13 protein-coding genes are annotated in these 15,864 nt (G+C 74.8%); 10 read left to right on the plus strand and 3 right to left on the minus strand.

Annotated elements, in window-relative coordinates; all coding sequences use genetic code 11:
- Window positions 1–19 precede the first annotated feature (19 nt).
- Window positions 20–835, minus strand: coding sequence for an iron-sulfur protein (locus tag ACIPSC_RS15010; protein ID WP_400825946.1), 816 nt, complete (start codon window positions 833–835; stop codon window positions 20–22).
- 460 nt (window positions 836–1,295) lie between these two features.
- Here ACIPSC_RS15010 and ACIPSC_RS15015 point away from each other — a divergent pair, with 460 nt between their 5' ends.
- The 10 genes from ACIPSC_RS15015 (at window position 1,296) to ACIPSC_RS15060 (ending at window position 13,684) form a co-directional block, all read left to right on the plus strand.
- Window positions 1,296–2,261, plus strand: coding sequence for a FecCD family ABC transporter permease (locus ACIPSC_RS15015; RefSeq protein WP_400826098.1), 966 nt, complete (start codon window positions 1,296–1,298; stop codon window positions 2,259–2,261).
- Window positions 2,258–3,313 (plus strand): FecCD family ABC transporter permease, encoded by a 1,056-nt coding sequence (locus ACIPSC_RS15020; protein WP_400825948.1) that lies wholly within the window; start codon window positions 2,258–2,260, stop codon window positions 3,311–3,313. The genes ACIPSC_RS15015 and ACIPSC_RS15020 overlap by 4 nt, the downstream gene beginning before the upstream one ends.
- Window positions 3,313–4,188: an ABC transporter ATP-binding protein gene (locus ACIPSC_RS15025; RefSeq protein ID WP_400825950.1), complete on the plus strand. Its 876-nt coding sequence runs from the start codon at window positions 3,313–3,315 to the stop codon at window positions 4,186–4,188. The genes ACIPSC_RS15020 and ACIPSC_RS15025 overlap by 1 nt, the downstream gene beginning before the upstream one ends.
- A gap of 105 nt (window positions 4,189–4,293) precedes the next feature.
- Window positions 4,294–5,310, plus strand: coding sequence for an ABC transporter substrate-binding protein (locus ACIPSC_RS15030; protein ID WP_400825952.1), 1,017 nt, complete (start codon window positions 4,294–4,296; stop codon window positions 5,308–5,310).
- Window positions 5,311–5,390: 80 nt separating this feature from the next.
- On the plus strand, window positions 5,391–6,605 hold the full coding sequence (locus tag ACIPSC_RS15035) for an acetyl-CoA carboxylase biotin carboxylase subunit family protein (RefSeq protein ID WP_400825954.1): 1,215 nt from the start codon (window positions 5,391–5,393) through the stop codon (window positions 6,603–6,605).
- A gap of 5 nt (window positions 6,606–6,610) precedes the next feature.
- Entirely contained in the window at window positions 6,611–8,365 is a 1,755-nt protein-coding gene (locus tag ACIPSC_RS15040; protein WP_400826099.1) for an IucA/IucC family protein, read from the plus strand.
- Window positions 8,362–9,663 carry an MFS transporter gene (locus ACIPSC_RS15045; RefSeq protein ID WP_400825957.1) on the plus strand — a complete coding sequence of 434 codons (1,302 nt, stop codon included), beginning with the start codon at window positions 8,362–8,364 and terminating at the stop codon, window positions 9,661–9,663. The genes ACIPSC_RS15040 and ACIPSC_RS15045 overlap by 4 nt, the downstream gene beginning before the upstream one ends.
- Window positions 9,660–11,378 carry an IucA/IucC family protein gene (locus ACIPSC_RS15050; RefSeq protein WP_400825958.1) on the plus strand — a complete coding sequence of 573 codons (1,719 nt, stop codon included), beginning with the start codon at window positions 9,660–9,662 and terminating at the stop codon, window positions 11,376–11,378. The genes ACIPSC_RS15045 and ACIPSC_RS15050 overlap by 4 nt, the downstream gene beginning before the upstream one ends.
- Window positions 11,379–11,406: 28 nt before the next feature.
- Window positions 11,407–12,642 (plus strand): type III PLP-dependent enzyme, encoded by a 1,236-nt coding sequence (locus ACIPSC_RS15055; RefSeq protein WP_400825961.1) that lies wholly within the window; start codon window positions 11,407–11,409, stop codon window positions 12,640–12,642.
- Window positions 12,643–12,880: 238 nt separating this feature from the next.
- A complete protein-coding gene (locus ACIPSC_RS15060) occupies window positions 12,881–13,684 on the plus strand; it encodes an inositol monophosphatase family protein (RefSeq protein WP_400826101.1) in 804 nt (267 codons plus the stop codon).
- Between the two features lie 74 nt (window positions 13,685–13,758).
- Here the strand turns inward: ACIPSC_RS15060 and ACIPSC_RS15065 are convergent, their stop codons facing one another.
- Entirely contained in the window at window positions 13,759–14,946 is a 1,188-nt protein-coding gene (locus ACIPSC_RS15065; protein WP_400825963.1) for a cytochrome P450, read from the minus strand.
- Between the two features lie 131 nt (window positions 14,947–15,077).
- Entirely contained in the window at window positions 15,078–15,836 is a 759-nt protein-coding gene (locus ACIPSC_RS15070) for a tRNA-dependent cyclodipeptide synthase (RefSeq protein ID WP_400825966.1), read from the minus strand.
- Window positions 15,837–15,864: the final 28 nt, after the last annotated feature.

The raw sequence follows: 15,864 nt of genomic DNA on the forward strand, positions 1-15,864 counted from the left end.
CAGACGTGCTGACAGCTGTTCAGAACCGCTGCAGGCGTTCCTCGTCGGAGGTGCGGGGACAGGTGAGGCAGGCGGAGTCCGGGCGGATCGCGTAGTAGAGGCAGCAGCCGAGCCGGGTCCGGGTGTGGTGCTCGCGGCCGTCGGCACCGCGCAGGAGGCGGAATTCGGCGGCGCCCGGCAGCGGTTGGGTGCCGCCGGGCAGCACCGCTGCGGCGGCCGCCACGGCGGCGGCCTCCTCGTCGAGCATCCGGCCGAGGTACCAGACGGCGGAGGCCAGGTCGTCCGTGACCATGCCCCAGAGGGCGCGGGTGCCGCGCCGGGTGGGCCCGGCGAAGGCGGTGAGCAGCGGCTCCACGTGGGCGACGACGGCGGCGCGGAGTTCGGCGCGGAGTTCGTCGTCGCCCGGCAGGGTGCGGTGGGCGCGCGGGCGCAGCGCGAGGTCCCCGGTGGGGGCGTGCAGCCAGAGGTCGCGGGGGTCGATCACGGGCACCCGCCGGGCGAGGTGCCAGGGGCCGGCGATCAGGAGGCAGGCGGACCACACGTAGTGGTGCAGCAGCCGGGAGGCGGCGACGTGCGGGCGCGGCGAGGTGCCGTGCTCGGCGGCGAGCGGGGCGATCCGGGCGGACTCGCCGGTCAGCGCCTCGGCCAGGGCGGCGGGATCGTCGGCCAGTCGGGCCGCGGAGTGCCAGCCCTGCGCGGGCGCGGGGTCCGGGCCGTCGGCCGAGAGCAGGGTGAGCGGGAGGGCCGGGCAGAGTTCCACCAGCCGCCGGTAGTCCGCGACGAGCGCCGCGTCGTCACGACGCGAGCGCGCGGTGTCCGTATGACGGGACGACACCGCGTCCACGCCGGGCGCGTGGGCGGTGCATGCGAGCGCGGAGGGTGCATGTGCGCCGGGTGCGAGCGCTGGGTGCGCCCCACGGGTGGGCGCACCGTCCCGGGCGGCCTGCAGGCCGGAGGCGAGCGGGCCGCCCGGCGCATCGTCAGCACAGAGAGGACCCAGTGCGGACGCGGCCGCGGGCATGGGTGTGGCACCCGAGATCATCGGCACTCCCGAGATCGATTAAGGTGAGGCTCACCTTACAGCCGCACCGAACCGCACGGTCGCCGACCCGCACCGCCGGCCCGGGCCACCCGCCCGGACCTGCATCCGGACAGCTCCACCCAGGACGGGCGGATCGGGACAGGACTTGACGAGGTTAGGCATGCCTAACCTAATATCTCGAATCGTGTTGAAGACCGACCCGCCGACGGCCACCGCCCCGGCAGCGCCCGGGACCTCCGCCGTACGGCGGCCCCTGCTGCTGACCGCGGGGGCCTGCGCGCTCGTCCTCTGCGTCGCGCTGAGCCTCGCGCTCGGCTCCCGCTCCATCCCGATCTCCACCGTGATCGACGCCCTGACCGGCTCCGGATCCGGCGGCGACGCCGACGTGGTGACGGGCCTTCGGGTTCCGCGCACCGTCATCGGTCTGGCCGTCGGCGCCGCGCTCGGCGTCGCCGGGGCCGTCGCCCAGGGCGTCACCCGCAACCCGCTGGCCTCGCCGATCACGCTCGGCATCAACGCCGGCGCGAGCTTCGCCGTGGTCGCCGCGATCTACAGCCTCGGGCTCTCCCAGCCGGTCGAGTACGTCTGGTTCGCCTTCCTCGGGGCGGCCGTCGCCGCGGTGGCGGCGTACGCGATGTCCCGCCACGGCGGGGACCTCGACCCGGTCCGGCTGGCGCTCGGCGGCACGGTGCTCACCGTGGTGCTCACCTCCTGGACCTCCGCGCTGATGCTGGCCAGCCACCGCACGCTGGACGAGGCCCGGTTCTGGCTGGCCGGCTCGATCGCCGGACGGCACCTCGACACCCTCACGCCCGTCCTGCCGTTCCTGGTCCTCGGCCTGATCGGCGCCTTCGCCGTCGCCCCCGCGCTCAACGCGCTGGCCCTCGGCGACGAGGCCGCGCAGTCGCTCGGCGTGCCGGTCGCACGGATCCGCGCCCTCGGCGGCCTCGCCGTGGTGCTGCTCGCGGGCAGCGCGGTCGCCGTCGCCGGGCCGGTCGCCTTCATCGGCCTGGCCGCCCCGCACCTGGTCCGGCCGCTGCTCGGCAACGACCACCGCTGGCTGCTGCCCGGCTGCCTGATCACCGGTCCGCTGCTGCTGCTCGCGGCCGACGTGCTGGGGCGCCTGGTGGTCCGGCCGTCCGAGATCGAGGTCGGCATCGTGACGGCCTTCCTCGGCGCGCCGCTGCTCGCCGTGCTGGCCCGGAAGGTGGCCCGATGACCACGCTCACCCTGGACACCGCGGCACGGGCGGCCGCGGGGACGAGCGCGGCCCGCCGCCGGGCCCGGACCGCCGCCTGGTCGCTGCTGGCCGCCGCCCTGCTGGTGCTGCTCACCGGCGTCGCGCTCGCCACCGGCCAGGTGAAGATGTCCGTCTGGGACGCGCTGCGCGCCCTGGTCGGCGTCGGCGACGCCGGGAACGTGCTGGTGGTGCAGGAGTTCCGGGCCCCCCGGGTGGTCTCGGCGCTGGTCGCAGGCGCCGGACTCGCCGTGGCCGGCTCGATGCTGCAGCGGCTCTTCCGCAACCCGCTCGCCTCCCCCGACACCATCGGCGTCACCGGCGGGGCCTCCTTCGGCGCCGTCCTGATGCTCGCCACCGGCGCCTCGCAGGAGCTGATCCCGCTCGCCGCGCTCGGCGGCGGCCTCCTCGCCGCGCTGCTGCTCGGCGGCTTCGCCTGGCGCTCGCGGATGGCGGTGACCCGGCTGGTGCTGGTCGGTCTGGCGGTCCAGCAGGGGCTCGCCGCGGCCGTCAACCTGATGATCGTTCGGTTCCCCGCCGAGCTCGCCGCCTCCGCGATGCAGTGGACCACCGGCTCGCTGTACGGGCGCAACTGGACCGAGGTCTGGATCGGCGGCACCGCCATCGCGCTCACCGCCGCCGTCGCGGTGCTCTGCCACCGCCGGATCGCCGTCCTGGACCTCGGCGACGACTCGGCCGGCGGTCTCGGTCTCAACCCGAACCGCGACCGGCTGCTCCTGCTGCTGCTGACCATCGCGCTGGCCTCGCTCGCCGCCGCGCTGACCGGGCCGGTCGCCTTCGTCGCGCTCGCCGTGCCGCACCTGGTCCGGCTGCTCGCCGGGCCGCCGACCCTCGGCACCCTGGGCCTCACCGCGCTCACCGGCGCCGTGCTGCTGCTCTCCTCCGACCTCCTCGTGCTCCACGTGATCCCCGTCCACGGCCTGCCGGTCGGTGCCGTCACCGCCACCCTCGGCGCGCCCTGGCTCCTGGTGCTGATGATCCGCCAGGGCCGACTCCCCCAGAGGAGCAGCTGATGACCGCCGCCACCGACCGGCAGCCCGCCACCGACCGGCAGCCCGCGACCGAGGGGGCCGGCGGCGCCAACCGGCTCGCCGCCCACGGCCTCCACCTGCGGTACGGCAACCGGGTGATCGTGGACGGGCTCGACCTGGAGCTGCCCGGCGGAGCCGTCACCGCGATCGTCGGCCCGAACGCCTGCGGCAAGTCCACCCTGCTGCGCGGCCTGGTCCGGCTGCTCGACCCGGCCGCCGGAACCGTCACCCTGGACGGCTCCGACATCCACCGGATGCCGGCGCGGGCGCTCGCCAAGCGGATGGGCCTGCTGCCGCAGCAGCCGGTCACCCCCGAGGCGATCACCGTCGAGGCGCTGGTGCGGCTCGGCCGCTTCCCGCACCAGCGGATGCTCAGCCCCTGGTCCAAGGCCGACCAGGCCGCGGTCGAGGAGGCGCTGGCCCGCACCGGTACCGACGTGCTGCGCGACCAGCAGGTGGACCGGCTCTCCGGCGGCCAGCGCCAGCGCGCCTGGATCGCCCTGGCGCTCGCCCAGGACACCGAGCTGCTGCTGCTCGACGAGCCGACCACCTTCCTGGACCTGCGGCACCAGCTGGACGTCCTCGACCTGGTCGCCGACCTGCACGCCGACGCCGGACGCACCGTCGTCATGGTGCTGCACGACCTCGGCCAGGCCGCCCGCTACGCCGACCACCTGGTGGTGCTCAAGGACGGCCGGCTCGCCGCCGCCGGAGCGCCCGCCGAGGTGCTGACGGCCGAGCTGGTGGAGGAGGTCTTCCAGGTGCCCTGCCAGGTCGTGCCCGACCCGGAGACCGGCACCCCGCTGGTCGTGCCACGGGCACGGACCCGGTCCCGGACCGCCGCCGCCTCCGGCTGATCCCCTTCCGTCTTCCGGCCGCCCCGCGCTCACCCGCGGGCCGAGCCGGTGTCCCACCCTGCCCGGAACCGTCCGGCAACCCCGCACCAGAGACAAGGAACCGCCATGAACCGCTCGCTCCGCGCCCGCAGACTCCCCGTCGCCGTCCTGGCCGTCGCGCTCTCCACCACGCTGCTCGCCGCCTGCGGCAGCAACGGCGACTCGAAGGACGCCGCCAAGCCCGCCGGCGACACCGCCTCGGCCGCCGCCGGCTCCGGTGCGGTCTTCCCGCGGAGCGTCACGCACGCCGCCGGCACCGCCGAGATCAAGGCCCAGCCGAAGCGCGTCGTGGTCCTGGACAGCGGCGAGCTGGACGACGTCACCCTGCTGGGCATCACCCCGGTCGGCGCGGTCTCCCCGCACATGAAGACCGAGGGCGGCTTCCCGGGCTACCTCAAGGACAAGATCAAGGACACCAAGGACGTCGGCCCGATGGCCGAGCCGAACCTGGAGCTGATCGCCTCCCTCAAGCCCGACCTGATCCTCTCCTCGAAGGTCCGGCACGCCAAGGTCTACGACAAGCTGAACGCCATCGCGCCGACCGTGCTGGCCGAGACCACGGGCTTCCCGTGGAAGGAGAACCTCGCCCTCTACGCGCAGGCGCTCGGCAAGGAGGCGGAGGCCAAGAAGGCGCTCGCCGACTACGAGGCCCGCGCCGCCAAGCTCGGCGAGGCGATCAAGGCCAAGTACAACGGCACCGCCCCGACCGCCTCCGTGGTCCGCTTCGTCGCCGGCCCGACCCGCCTCTACCAGAAGCAGTCGTTCAGCGGCGTCGTGCTGAAGGACGCCGGTCTGGGCCGCCCGGCCTCGCAGGACGTCGACAAGTCGATGCTGGAGGTCAGTGCCGAGCAGATCAACCAGGCCGACGCCGACCTGGTCTTCGTCACCGTCGCCGACGACCCGACCAAGACCAAGCAGAGCGAGGTCCAGGGCACCCCGGTCTGGCAGGGCCTGAACGCCGTCAAGAACAACAAGGTGTTCAACGTGCCGGACGAGACCTGGATGTCCGGCATCGGCGTCCAGGCCGCCGACGCCATGCTCGGCGACATCGCCAAGGCCGCGGGCGTCGACGCGCCCAAGTAACCACCCCCACGGACGGGGCGGGCCCGCACGACGGCCCGCCCCACCCAACCCGCCCCCCCACGGAGAGGACCCCGCCGACCATGCGGCTCTACCTGCTCGCCCACAACCCCACCGACTCGGTCACCGAAGGCTTCCTGCCCGCGGCCGCCCGGTTGGGCCTCGACGTCACCGTCCTCTCCGACGACGCGGCGGCCCACCGCCTCGCCTACGCCGAACTCGTCTTCCCCGCCGGCTCGCTGGAGGTGCTGGAGTGTGACGTCCGGGACTTCCGCGAGGTGATCGGGCGGATCTCCCGCCACCACGCGGCCGACGCGGTCTTCACCAACAGCGACCACCTGCAGACCCAGGCCGCGCTCGCCGCCGAGTACTTCGGCCTGCCGGCCAAGGACTGGAAGGCCACCCTGCGGGCCAAGAACAAGGCCGAACTCCGCCGCCACCTCGGCGAGTCCGGCTTGGACACGGTCTGGTCGGCCGAGCTGGCCGCCGAGCAGGCCCCGTCCGACCTCCGCGCCCTGGACGCCCCCTTCCCGTGCATCGTCAAGCCCCGCGAGGGCGTTGCCAGCGAGGACGTCGAACTCGTCCGGGACATGGACGCGTTGGTCCGGCTCTGCGAAGAGATCCAGCACCGCCGCCCCGGCGCGGCGCTGGTGGTGGAGGAGTTCCTGGTCGGCGAGCTCCGCACGCTGGAGACGCTCGGCGACGGCACCGTCCGGCACGTCCTGGGCGGCTTCGAGACCCGGCTCTCGCCGCCGCCGTACTTCATCGAGGAGGTGCTGGAGTTCGTCCACGCCCACCCGCAGCCGGTGGTGGACCAGATCCTCGCCCAACTGGACGCGCTCGGCGTCGGGTTCGGGATCTGCCACACCGAGTTCATCGTGCAGCCGGACGGGCGGGCCAGGATCGTCGAGGTCAACTACCGCGCCATCGGTGACCGGTCCGACCTCATGATGGCCGGGTTCCTCGGTATCCCGCTCTTCGAGCACGTCCTGAACGTCCACCTGGGCCGGCCGCTGCCCGCCGACCTCGGCGCCCGCACCGACCTCCTGGCCCACAACCTGGCCGTCTGCGCCGACCGGGCCGGCACCCTCACCGCCGCCCCCGAACCGTGCGACCTCGACGTCGCCGGCGTCGGGCTCTCGTACCGCCCGATGCGTGCGGTCGGGACACGGCACCCGCACTACCGCACCAACCGGGACTACATCGGCGCGATCTGGACCGTCGGCCCGGACCTCACCGAACTGCGGCGGGCCGCCGCCGAGTTCGTAGCCGCCAACCGCTGGGAGATCACGCCGTGAACGCCGTGAGCTCCGCGGCCCCCTCCCCCACCGCCCGGCAGCTGACGATCCGGGTGCTCTCCGCCCTGCTGCGCGAGGACGTCCTCGGCCTGCGCACCCGCAGCGTCCCGGCCGACCGCGCGGACGGCCGCTGGCTCACCCTGCCCCAGCACGCACTCGCCCTGCCCGTCGCCGAGGAGGGCTTCCAGAGCGAGTACGCCGCCCGGCTGCCGCTGCTGGAGCTCGACGGCGCCCGGCTGACCGGGCTGGACCCGATCCTGACCGCGCTCGCCGGGCTGGCCGACCCCGAGGACCGGGACGGCTGGGCCGCCTTCGCCGAGGAGTGCCGGCAGACCCTGGCCACCATGGAGCTGCACGAGCGCGTCCGGGGCGAGGTGCACGCGGCGCTCACCGACCTGTACGGCCCCGACCCCGCCCATTGGACCGGCCTCGCCGCCACCCTCGGGCAGGACACCCTCGCCGCCCACCTCGACCACCCGGTATACCCGACCGCCCGCGGACGCTCCGGGCTCGGCGAGCCACAACTGCGCTCCTACGCCCCCGAGTTCCACCCGGCCTTCGAACTCCGCTGGCTGGCCGTGCCGGCCGGCGACGTCCGCCGGCGCGGCGAGCAGCCGCTGCCCAGCTGGTGGCCCGCCCCGGCCTGGCTCGGCCTCGACCTCGACGGCGACTGGCTCACCCTGCCCGTCCACCCGCTCTCCGTCGGAGCGCCGCTCGACGAGGCGCTGGACGCCCTCGGCCTGACCGGGCGGGCCGTGCTCGCCGACCGGCCGTACCTGACCGTCGTACCGACGCTGTCCATGCGCACCGTCGCCGTCGCCGAGGACCCGGCCTGCCACCTGAAGCTGCCGCTGGCCACCGCCACGCTCGGCCTGAAGAACCGCCGCACCATCAAGCCCGGCGTGCTGCCCGACGGCGCCGCCGGCCAGCGTCTGCTGGAGACCGTCATCGGCCGCGAACCGCGCTTCGTCGCCACGGTCCTGCACGCCGACGAGCAGTGCTACCTCGAAACCGGGCACGAGCTGCTGGCCGTCCTGCTGCGCCGCTACCCGGCCGAGCTGGGCGACACCGTGACCGTCCCGCTCGCCTCGTTGCTGGCCCCCGCGCCCGGCGGCCGACTGGTGGTCGACCACCTCGCGGACCGCTTCTACGGCGGCGACCCGCTGGCCCTCTACGACGCCTTCCTCGCCCTGCTGTTCGACTGGCAGACCACGCTCTTCCGCTACGGCATCGCCCTGGAGTCGCACCAGCAGAACACGTCGCTGGTGCTGGACCGGAGCGACGGCCGGACCAGGCTGCGGCTGCTCTACAAGGACAACGACGGCCCCCGGATCAACGGCCCGCGACTCGCCACCGAGCTCGGCGAACTCGCCCCGGATCCATCTGAGTTCGACGACCACCAGCGGATGTTCGGCGACACCGACCGGCCGCTGACCGACCTCTTCACGACCATCACCGGCCATCTGTGCACCGCCTCCCTCGCCTTCGGCCTGGCCGCCCACGGGCGCGCCGGACTCGACGACACCATGGCGCTGCTGCGCAAGCGGCTCGCCGAGGCGGTGGACCGGATCGGCCCGGCGGGCGAATCCCTGCGCGCCGACCTGCTGGACGCCGAACGGCTGCCGGTGAAGGCGATGGTCACCGCCGGCACGCTGCTCAGCAAGCAGCGCTCCGGCGCCACCGACATCAACAAGCACTACACCAGCGGGCCCAACTACCTGCTGCCGCACCGCGTCACGCCGCCGGGGGCCACCCGATGACGGTCGACACCCTGGCGAAGCTGCCCGCCGGCGAGACCGCCCGCGCCGGCGGCCTCGGCCGGCGCCAGGTGCACGCCGTCGCCGCCTGCTACTTCGTCGCCTCCTTCGCCGCGCTCGGCCTGCCGCCGTACCTCACGGCGATCCTGCCCACGCTGGGCGACGCCCAGGGCCGGTGGGCCGGCGTGCTCTACATCGTGCCGACGGTGTTCAGCGCGCTCGGCGCCCCGCTCTGGGGGCGGCTCGCCGACCGGTTCGGCCGCAAGCGCCTGCTGCTCCGCGCCCAACTCGGGCTCACCGTCTCCTTCCTGCTCGCCGGCGCCGCCGACAGCCTGCCCGCGTTCACGCTCGCCCTGGTCCTCCAGGGATTCCTGGGCGGCACCTTCGCCGCGACCAACGGCTACCTGGCCGCGGCCCTCGACGGCGCACGGCTCTCCCGGGCGCTCACCCTGATGCAGGGCAGTGCACGGGCCGCCCTGGTCGCCGCCCCCATCCTGGTCGGCACGCTGTCGCCGTGGATCGACCCGCACCGGCAGTACCTGCTGATGGCCGTCCTGCCGCTGGCCGCCGCCGTGCTGCTCTCGCTGCTGCCGGAGCCGGGCCGGCCGGCCGCCGCCACGGTCTGCACCGGCGACGCCGAAGGCGAGAGCGGAGGCGCGATCGGGGGCGGCGTCGGCACCGCGAACGCCGGCGGGGCCGGGGCGGCGGACGAGGCCGAACCGGCCGCGGCCGCCTGCACGCCGCTCACCGCGCTCTACGCCTTCGAATTCGCCTTCGTCTTCACGACGATCATCTCCTTCCCCTATCTGATATCCCTGGCCGAGGAACGGCTCCCCGGGGTCTCCGAGACCACCACCGGCGTGCTGTTCGCGCTGCCGCACCTCTGCTACCTGGCGTTCGCCGCCCGCACCCACACCGCCTTCCTCACCCGCCCGCGCGCCGGGATCGCGCTCGGCTTCGGCTTCGTGGCCCTCGGCCTGGCCGGACACGCCGTCGCATACTCGCTGCCGGTCTTCGTGGCCGTCCGGCTGCTGCTCGGCGCCGGGCTCACCCTGGGCCTGGTCTGCCTCTCCGTGCTGGCCGCCGAGGCCGCACGGGGACGGGCACCGGGCCGGATGTTCGGCACCCTCGAATTCGTCTCCAAGGGCGGCGCCGTGGTCGCCGGTGCCGTCGCGGCACTGGCCAACGGCCGGTTCGGCGCCGCCGCCCCCGTGCTGGTCGGCACCGCCGCCGCACTGCTGGCCGCCGCCGCGGCCACCGCACTCGCCGCCCCCTCCCCCAAGCGCTGGAGTCACCGATGACCCGCGAACTGCCGACCGCCGACCATGCGGTGGCCCACACCCTGCTCAACTGCCTGCTGCGCGAGGTCTCCGCACCCGAGCACCAGACCGCCGTCGCCGACGGCCGGCTGCTGCTCCGGCTGCCCCGGCGCGGCGTCCTGCTGCGGGTCGCGCTGCGCCGCACCTCGCTGCTCGGCGCGCACCGCTTCACCGGCCCGGTGGAGGAGGAACGCCCCGACGGCTGGTCCGAGCTGGACTGGCGCTCGCTCGCCGACCACGTCCAGGGGGAGCTGGAGCTGCGCACCGGAACGGTGAACGAGGAGTTCCTCGACCAGCTGGCGTCCAGCCACTCCGGCGTGCTGGCCGGGCTGGAGAACCGCCCCGCCGCCGGACCGGACCGCTACCTGGAGTCCGAGCAGGCCCTGCTCTTCGGGCACCGCTTCCACCCCGCGCCCAAGTCCCGCTCCGCCGAGCGCGGCGACTGGCGCTCCTACGCGCCCGAGTCGCGGGCCGAGTTCCGGCTGCGCCACCTGGCCGTCCGGGAGGAGCTCGTCGCCGAGTCCTCGACCGACCCGGCGGCGACCGCACTGCTGGACGGCCTGTGCGAGGTGCCGGCCGGCTACCGGCTGCTGCCCGCACACCCCTGGCAGTTCCAACTCCTCGCCGACCACCCGCTGTTGCGCGGCGCCCTGGAGCGCGGGGACATCCTGGACCTCGGCCCCGGCGGCGAGCCGTTCGCCGCCACCGCCTCGGTGCGCACCCTGCACGGCGCGGGCGCGTTCCTGAAGTTCAGCCTCAACGTGCGGATCACCAACTGCCTGCGCAAGAACGCCGCCTACGAGCTGACCGGCGCGGTGGCCCTGACCCGGCTGCTCGCCCCGGCGCTGACCGACCTCGCCGAGCGCTTCCCGGACGCCGCGATGCTGCGCGAGCCGGCCTTCCGCACGCTGGCGCTGCCCGGCGCGGACGGCCTTCCCGACCGGTCGCTCTACGAGGGCTTCGGCCTGATCGTCCGCGAGGGCTTCACCGGCCTGGTGCGCCCCGGCGTCACCCCGCTGCTGGCCGCGGCCGTGGCCGACGAGCATCCGACCAGCTCGGCCCACATCTCGCAGCTGCTCGGCCCGGACGCCGACGCGCGGGCGGCCCTGGACTGGTGGACCGCCTACCTGCGGCTGCTCGTCCCGCCGGTGCTGGCCGCCTACTTCGACCACGGCGTCGTGCTGGAGCCGCACCTGCAGAACGTGCTGATCGGGGTGGACGCCGACGGCCGCCCCGCCCAGGTGGTCTTCCGCGACCTGGAGGGCACCAAGCTCGTCCCCGAGCGGAACGCCGCGGTGCTGGCCGCCCTGCCGCCCGAGGTGGCCGGACCGATGGCCTACGACGCCGAACGCGGCTGGGACCGGGTGGTCTACTGCCTCCTGGTCAACCACGTCGCCGAGCTGCTCGCCGCCCTCGCCGACCGCCACCCGGAGGCGGAGGGCGCCCTCTGGGAGGCCGTGCGCCGCGTGCTGGAGGAGTACGCCGCCGCCCACGGCCGCCCGCCCCGGCTGCGCGCGCTGCTCGCCGGGGTGCCGCTGCCGGCCAAGGCCAACCTGCTGACCCGCTGGGAGCGCCGCCCCGACCGCGAGGCCGGCTACGTGCGGCTGCCCTCCCCGCTCGGCCGCTCGGTCCTGGCCGGCGCGGCGCAGCTGGCGCCGCAGAGCGCCGGCCGCACGCCGGCGTGGAGCGCCCGATGAACGACACCCTGCCGCTGGGAGGCACCCGATGACCGACACCGTCCGCCGGCACGTCGCCGGGCTGGCGCCGGACGCGCTGCCCGCCTTCGTCCACGACCTGGCGGTGCTGCGCGCGCACGCCGCCGCCGTCCGGGCCGCGCTGCCCGAGCGCGTCGAGCTGTACTACGCCGCCAAGGCCAACCCCGACGCCCCGGTGCTGGCCGCGCTGCGGTCCGCCGTCGACGGCTACGAGGTTTCCAGCGGCGGCGAGTTGGCGCACGTGCGGCAGTCCGTGCCGGACGCCCCGCTGGCCTTCGGCGGGCCGGGCAAGACGGCGGCCGAGATCGCGGCCGCCGTCGAGGCCGGGGTGCACCGCTGGCACGTCGAGAGCGAGCAGGAGCTGTACCGGCTCGCCGCCGCCCTGACCGACCGGCCGCAGGCCTCGGTGGACGTGCTGCTACGGGTGAACCTGCCGGTGGGCGCGGGCGCCCTGGACGCGGTCGCCCTGGCGATGGGCGGCCGGCCGACGCCGTTCGGCCTGGACCCGGAGCGCGCCGAGGCGTGCGCCCGCCTGCTGACCGACCCGCTCGGCCCGTTCGGCGCGCTCCGCCCGCGGCTGCGGCTGCGCGGCGTGCACGCCCACCTGGCGAGCGGGCTGGCCGCGGCGGAGCAGCTGGCCCTCGCCGAGCAGATCGTCGGCTGGTCGGCGCGGCTGGCCGAACGGCACGCGGTCACGCTCGACGAGGTAAACGTGGGCGGCGGCATGGCCGTCGACTACGCCGACCCACAGGCGCGCTTCGACTGGACCGCGTTCGGCGAGGGCCTCGGCAAGCTGCTCGACCGCCACCCCGGGCTGAACCTGCGGATCGAGCCGGGCCGCGCGCTGACGGCGTACTGCGGCTGGTACGCCACCGAGGTGCTGGACGTGAAGCAGAGCCACGGGGAGGACTTCGCGGTCGTCCGCGGCGGCACCCACCACCTGCGCACACCGGCCACCCGCGGGCACGACCAGCCGTTCACCGTGCTGCCGGTCGGGGCCTGGGCGCACCCGTGGCCGCGCCCGGCCGTCACCACGGGCCGGGCCACCCTGGCGGGCCAGCTCTGCACCCCGAAGGACGTCCTCGCGCGCAGCGCGCCGGCCGCGGACGGGCTGCGCACGGGAGACCGGGTGCTCTTCGCGATGGCGGGCGCCTACGCGTGGAACATCTCGCACCACGACTTCCTGATGCACCCGCACCCGGGCTTCCACTACCTCGACGACGACGGTTCGGCGGCGACCGGCTGAGGGCGGGCTGCCGGCGGCCGGCTTCCGGCGGCTTCCGGCGGCTTCCGGCGGCTTGCGGCTTCCGGCGAACAACTTTCAGCCGACAGACTCTGAAGTCTGTCGGCCGGAAGTCGTTCGGCCGACCACCCCCGGGGCCATCACCTCACTGCCGGAGCGCCCCCGGTCCGGCCCCCTGCCGCAGGTCGGCACCGCACAGACGTGCGAGAGTGGTAGCCAGCGAAGGGAGCGCGCAGTGCTGATGGACAGGGTGGCGGAGATCCTCGCCGAGGCGTCTGCCGAGGCGGTGGAGCCGCGGTTCCGGGCGCTGACCGCCGGCGAGGTGATGGAGAAGGCCCCCGGTGAGGTGGTGACCATCGCCGACCGCGAGGCCGAGGCGATCATCGAGCGACGCCTGCGCGAGCTGCTGCCCGTCCCGGTGGTCGGTGAGGAGGCCGTCGCCGCCGATCCCGCCCTCGCCCGCGCCCTGCACTCCGAGCCCGCCGTCTGGCTGGTCGACCCGGTGGACGGGACGTCCAACTTCATCGCCGGCCGCCCCGACTACGCCGTGATGGCCTCCCTGGTCCGCTCCGGCCAGACCGTGGCCTCGTGGATCTGGCAGCCGTCCAACGCCGTCTGCTACACCGCCGAGCTGGGCGCCGGCGCCTGGCGCAACGGCCACCGCCTCACCCGGCCGCCCGCGCCGGCCACCCCCGCCAAGTGGCGCGGCGCGGTGAAGAGCCGTTTCCTGAACCCGGAGCAGCGCCGCCGGGTGGAGGCGAACACCGCGGCCTTCGGCGAGGTGAGCCCGGGCCGGCACGCCGCCGGGATCGAGTACCCGGAGCTCGCCGAGGGCGGGCTGGACTTCATCCTGTACTGGCGCACCCTGCCCTGGGACCACGCCCCCGGCTCGCTCCTGGTCAGCGAGGCCGGCGGGGTCTCCGCCCGCCTGGACGGCAGCCCCTACCGCCCGGAGGCGCCGGGCTGCGAGAACGGACTCCTGGTGGCCGCCGACCGGGAGACCTGGGAGCGGACCCGCGCCATCCTGCTCGGCCCGGAGGACTAGAAGCGGCCGGGTCCTGTCCGGTCGGCCGCGGGCCCACGCCCTGCGGGCTCGCCCGACGGACTCACCCTGCGGGCTCACCAGACGACGGGGAGCCGCTCCGGCAGGCGCTTGATGAAGCCGGGCCGCCAGGCCAGCTGCTCGACCGGCAGGGCCAGCCGCAGGCCCGGCAGGCGCTCGACCAGCGCCGTGATCGCGATCTCCGCGTGGGTGCGGCCGAGCGCCGACGCCGGGCAGAAGTGGCGGCCGGCGCCGAATGCGAGGTGCGGGTTGGAGGCCCGGTCGAAGTCGATGCGCTCCGGCTCCGGGAAGACCGCCGGGTCGTAGTTGGCACCCTCGACCAGCACCAGCACCAGCTCGCCCTCCTTCACCTCCACGTCGCCCAGCCGGACGTCCGCGAGCGCGATCCGGGGCAGCGCGTCGCCGATGGAGAGGTTCACCCGCAGCAGCTCGTCCACCGCCCGGCCGATCAGCGCCGGCTCCCGGCGCAGCCGCTCCGCCAGCTCCGGCTGCTGCGCGAGGTAGATGATCGCGTGCAGCAGGAACGACGAGGTGGAGACGGCACCCGCACCGAACAGCGACAGCGCGACGGTGGCCAGCAGCTCGTCACCCACCCGGTCGGACGCCTCGGGCGAGCGGCGCAGTTCGGCGAACCGGCCGAGCAGGCCCTCCTTGGGCTCCGGGTCGGCGTTGAGACGCGCCACCATGTAGCCGAGGTCCTTGTACCAGTTGGGCGCGGCACCCTCGAACGGGACGGGGCTGGTCAGGAAGGCCACGTCGATGCCGGCCGTCAGGCGCCGCCAGTCGTCGGTCGGGATGCCGAGCAGCCGGCAGTGCAGGGCGGCCGAGTACGGCTCGGTGAAGCCGTCGCGCAGCTCGGCCGGCGCGCCCTGCTCGACCAGCGCGTCGATCAGCCGGTGGGCCTGCGCCTGCAGCCAGCCGTCCAGCTCCTTGTCCGCACGGGGCGAGAGGGTCTTCATGACGGCGTTGCGCAGTCCCGCGCTGTTGATGTTGCCCATGTTGTCGACCACCTCCGGCGGGATGGTCAGCGCGTACTGGCGCGGGACGCCCGGGTTGGCGGTGTCCTTGAGGCTGAACCGCTCGTCCTCCAGCACCTGCTTGGCCAGCGCGTAGCTGCTGACCAGCCAGGCGGGGTCACCGGTCATGGTGCGGACCCGGGCGACGGGCTGCTCCTCGCGCAGCCGGCTCGCCTCCTCCGGCAACACGTCGCCTCTGCGGGAGAGCGGGAAGGTGGGATCGGTCATGGCTGAACTCCGTTGCGGATCGGGGCGGTACGGGCGGGAAGGCGTGCGGGCGGGAAGGCGTGCGGGCGTGCGGGCGTGCGGGAACGGAACGGAACGGCAGGGAGGCGTGGGTGCGGGGAGGCGTGGCCGGCTCAGGCGGCGCGGGCCGGCAGCTCGGCCGTCACGGACAGCGGCGGGGCGGCCGGACGGACCACCGCGTACGCCTGGCCGGGCGCCGCCCGCAGGCCTTCGTCACGGCCGAACAGGACGGGGGTGAGCGGGAGTTCGATGTGGTAGCAGCTGACCGAGGAGGCCACTCCGAGCAGCGCCGGGGTGTCCAGGAAGAACGGCAGCTCTGCGGCGATGTACTGCAGGCCGGCGGCGAGCTGCTGCTCGTTCGGCGCCAGGCCCTCGTCCATCCGGGCGGCCAGGAAGCCGCGCGCCATGCGCTCGGCGGCCGCGCGGAACTCCCGGTCGGTCCGCAGCGCGTCGACCACCTGGTGGTGCAGCCGCCCGTACGCGGGGTGGCCGGTGAACTCGGAGAGCGCGTGGGCCCGGACGTTGTCGGGTTCGCCGGCCTCCTCGGCGCCGCGCGCGATCCGCCGGGCGGTGGCCTTGACCTCCTTGGCAGCCCGCCGCCGGGCGTGCTCGGCGGTGTAGCCGAAGGCCGCGAACTGCGCCTCGACGTGCAGGTCCGCGTGGACGATGTCGATGCGCTCGAAGAACTCGCTCCCCCATCTGATGAGTTCGGATATCCGGCGGTGACTGAAGTAGCTGTTTCCCGGGCTCACGCCGATGAGCAGGTGGTCGCCGTGCCGCCAGATCTCCCGGCAGCGGGCGGAGAACGGAAATGCCTCGTACGCGGTCCGGTCGATGGTGACGGCGCTTTCTCCCGGGAGGGTTTCGCGCATGCCTGGTCTCCGCTTCGCAGAAATGGTC

The organism is Kitasatospora sp. NPDC090091, from assembly GCF_044747365.1.
Lineage (GTDB): Bacteria > Actinomycetota > Actinomycetes > Streptomycetales > Streptomycetaceae > Kitasatospora.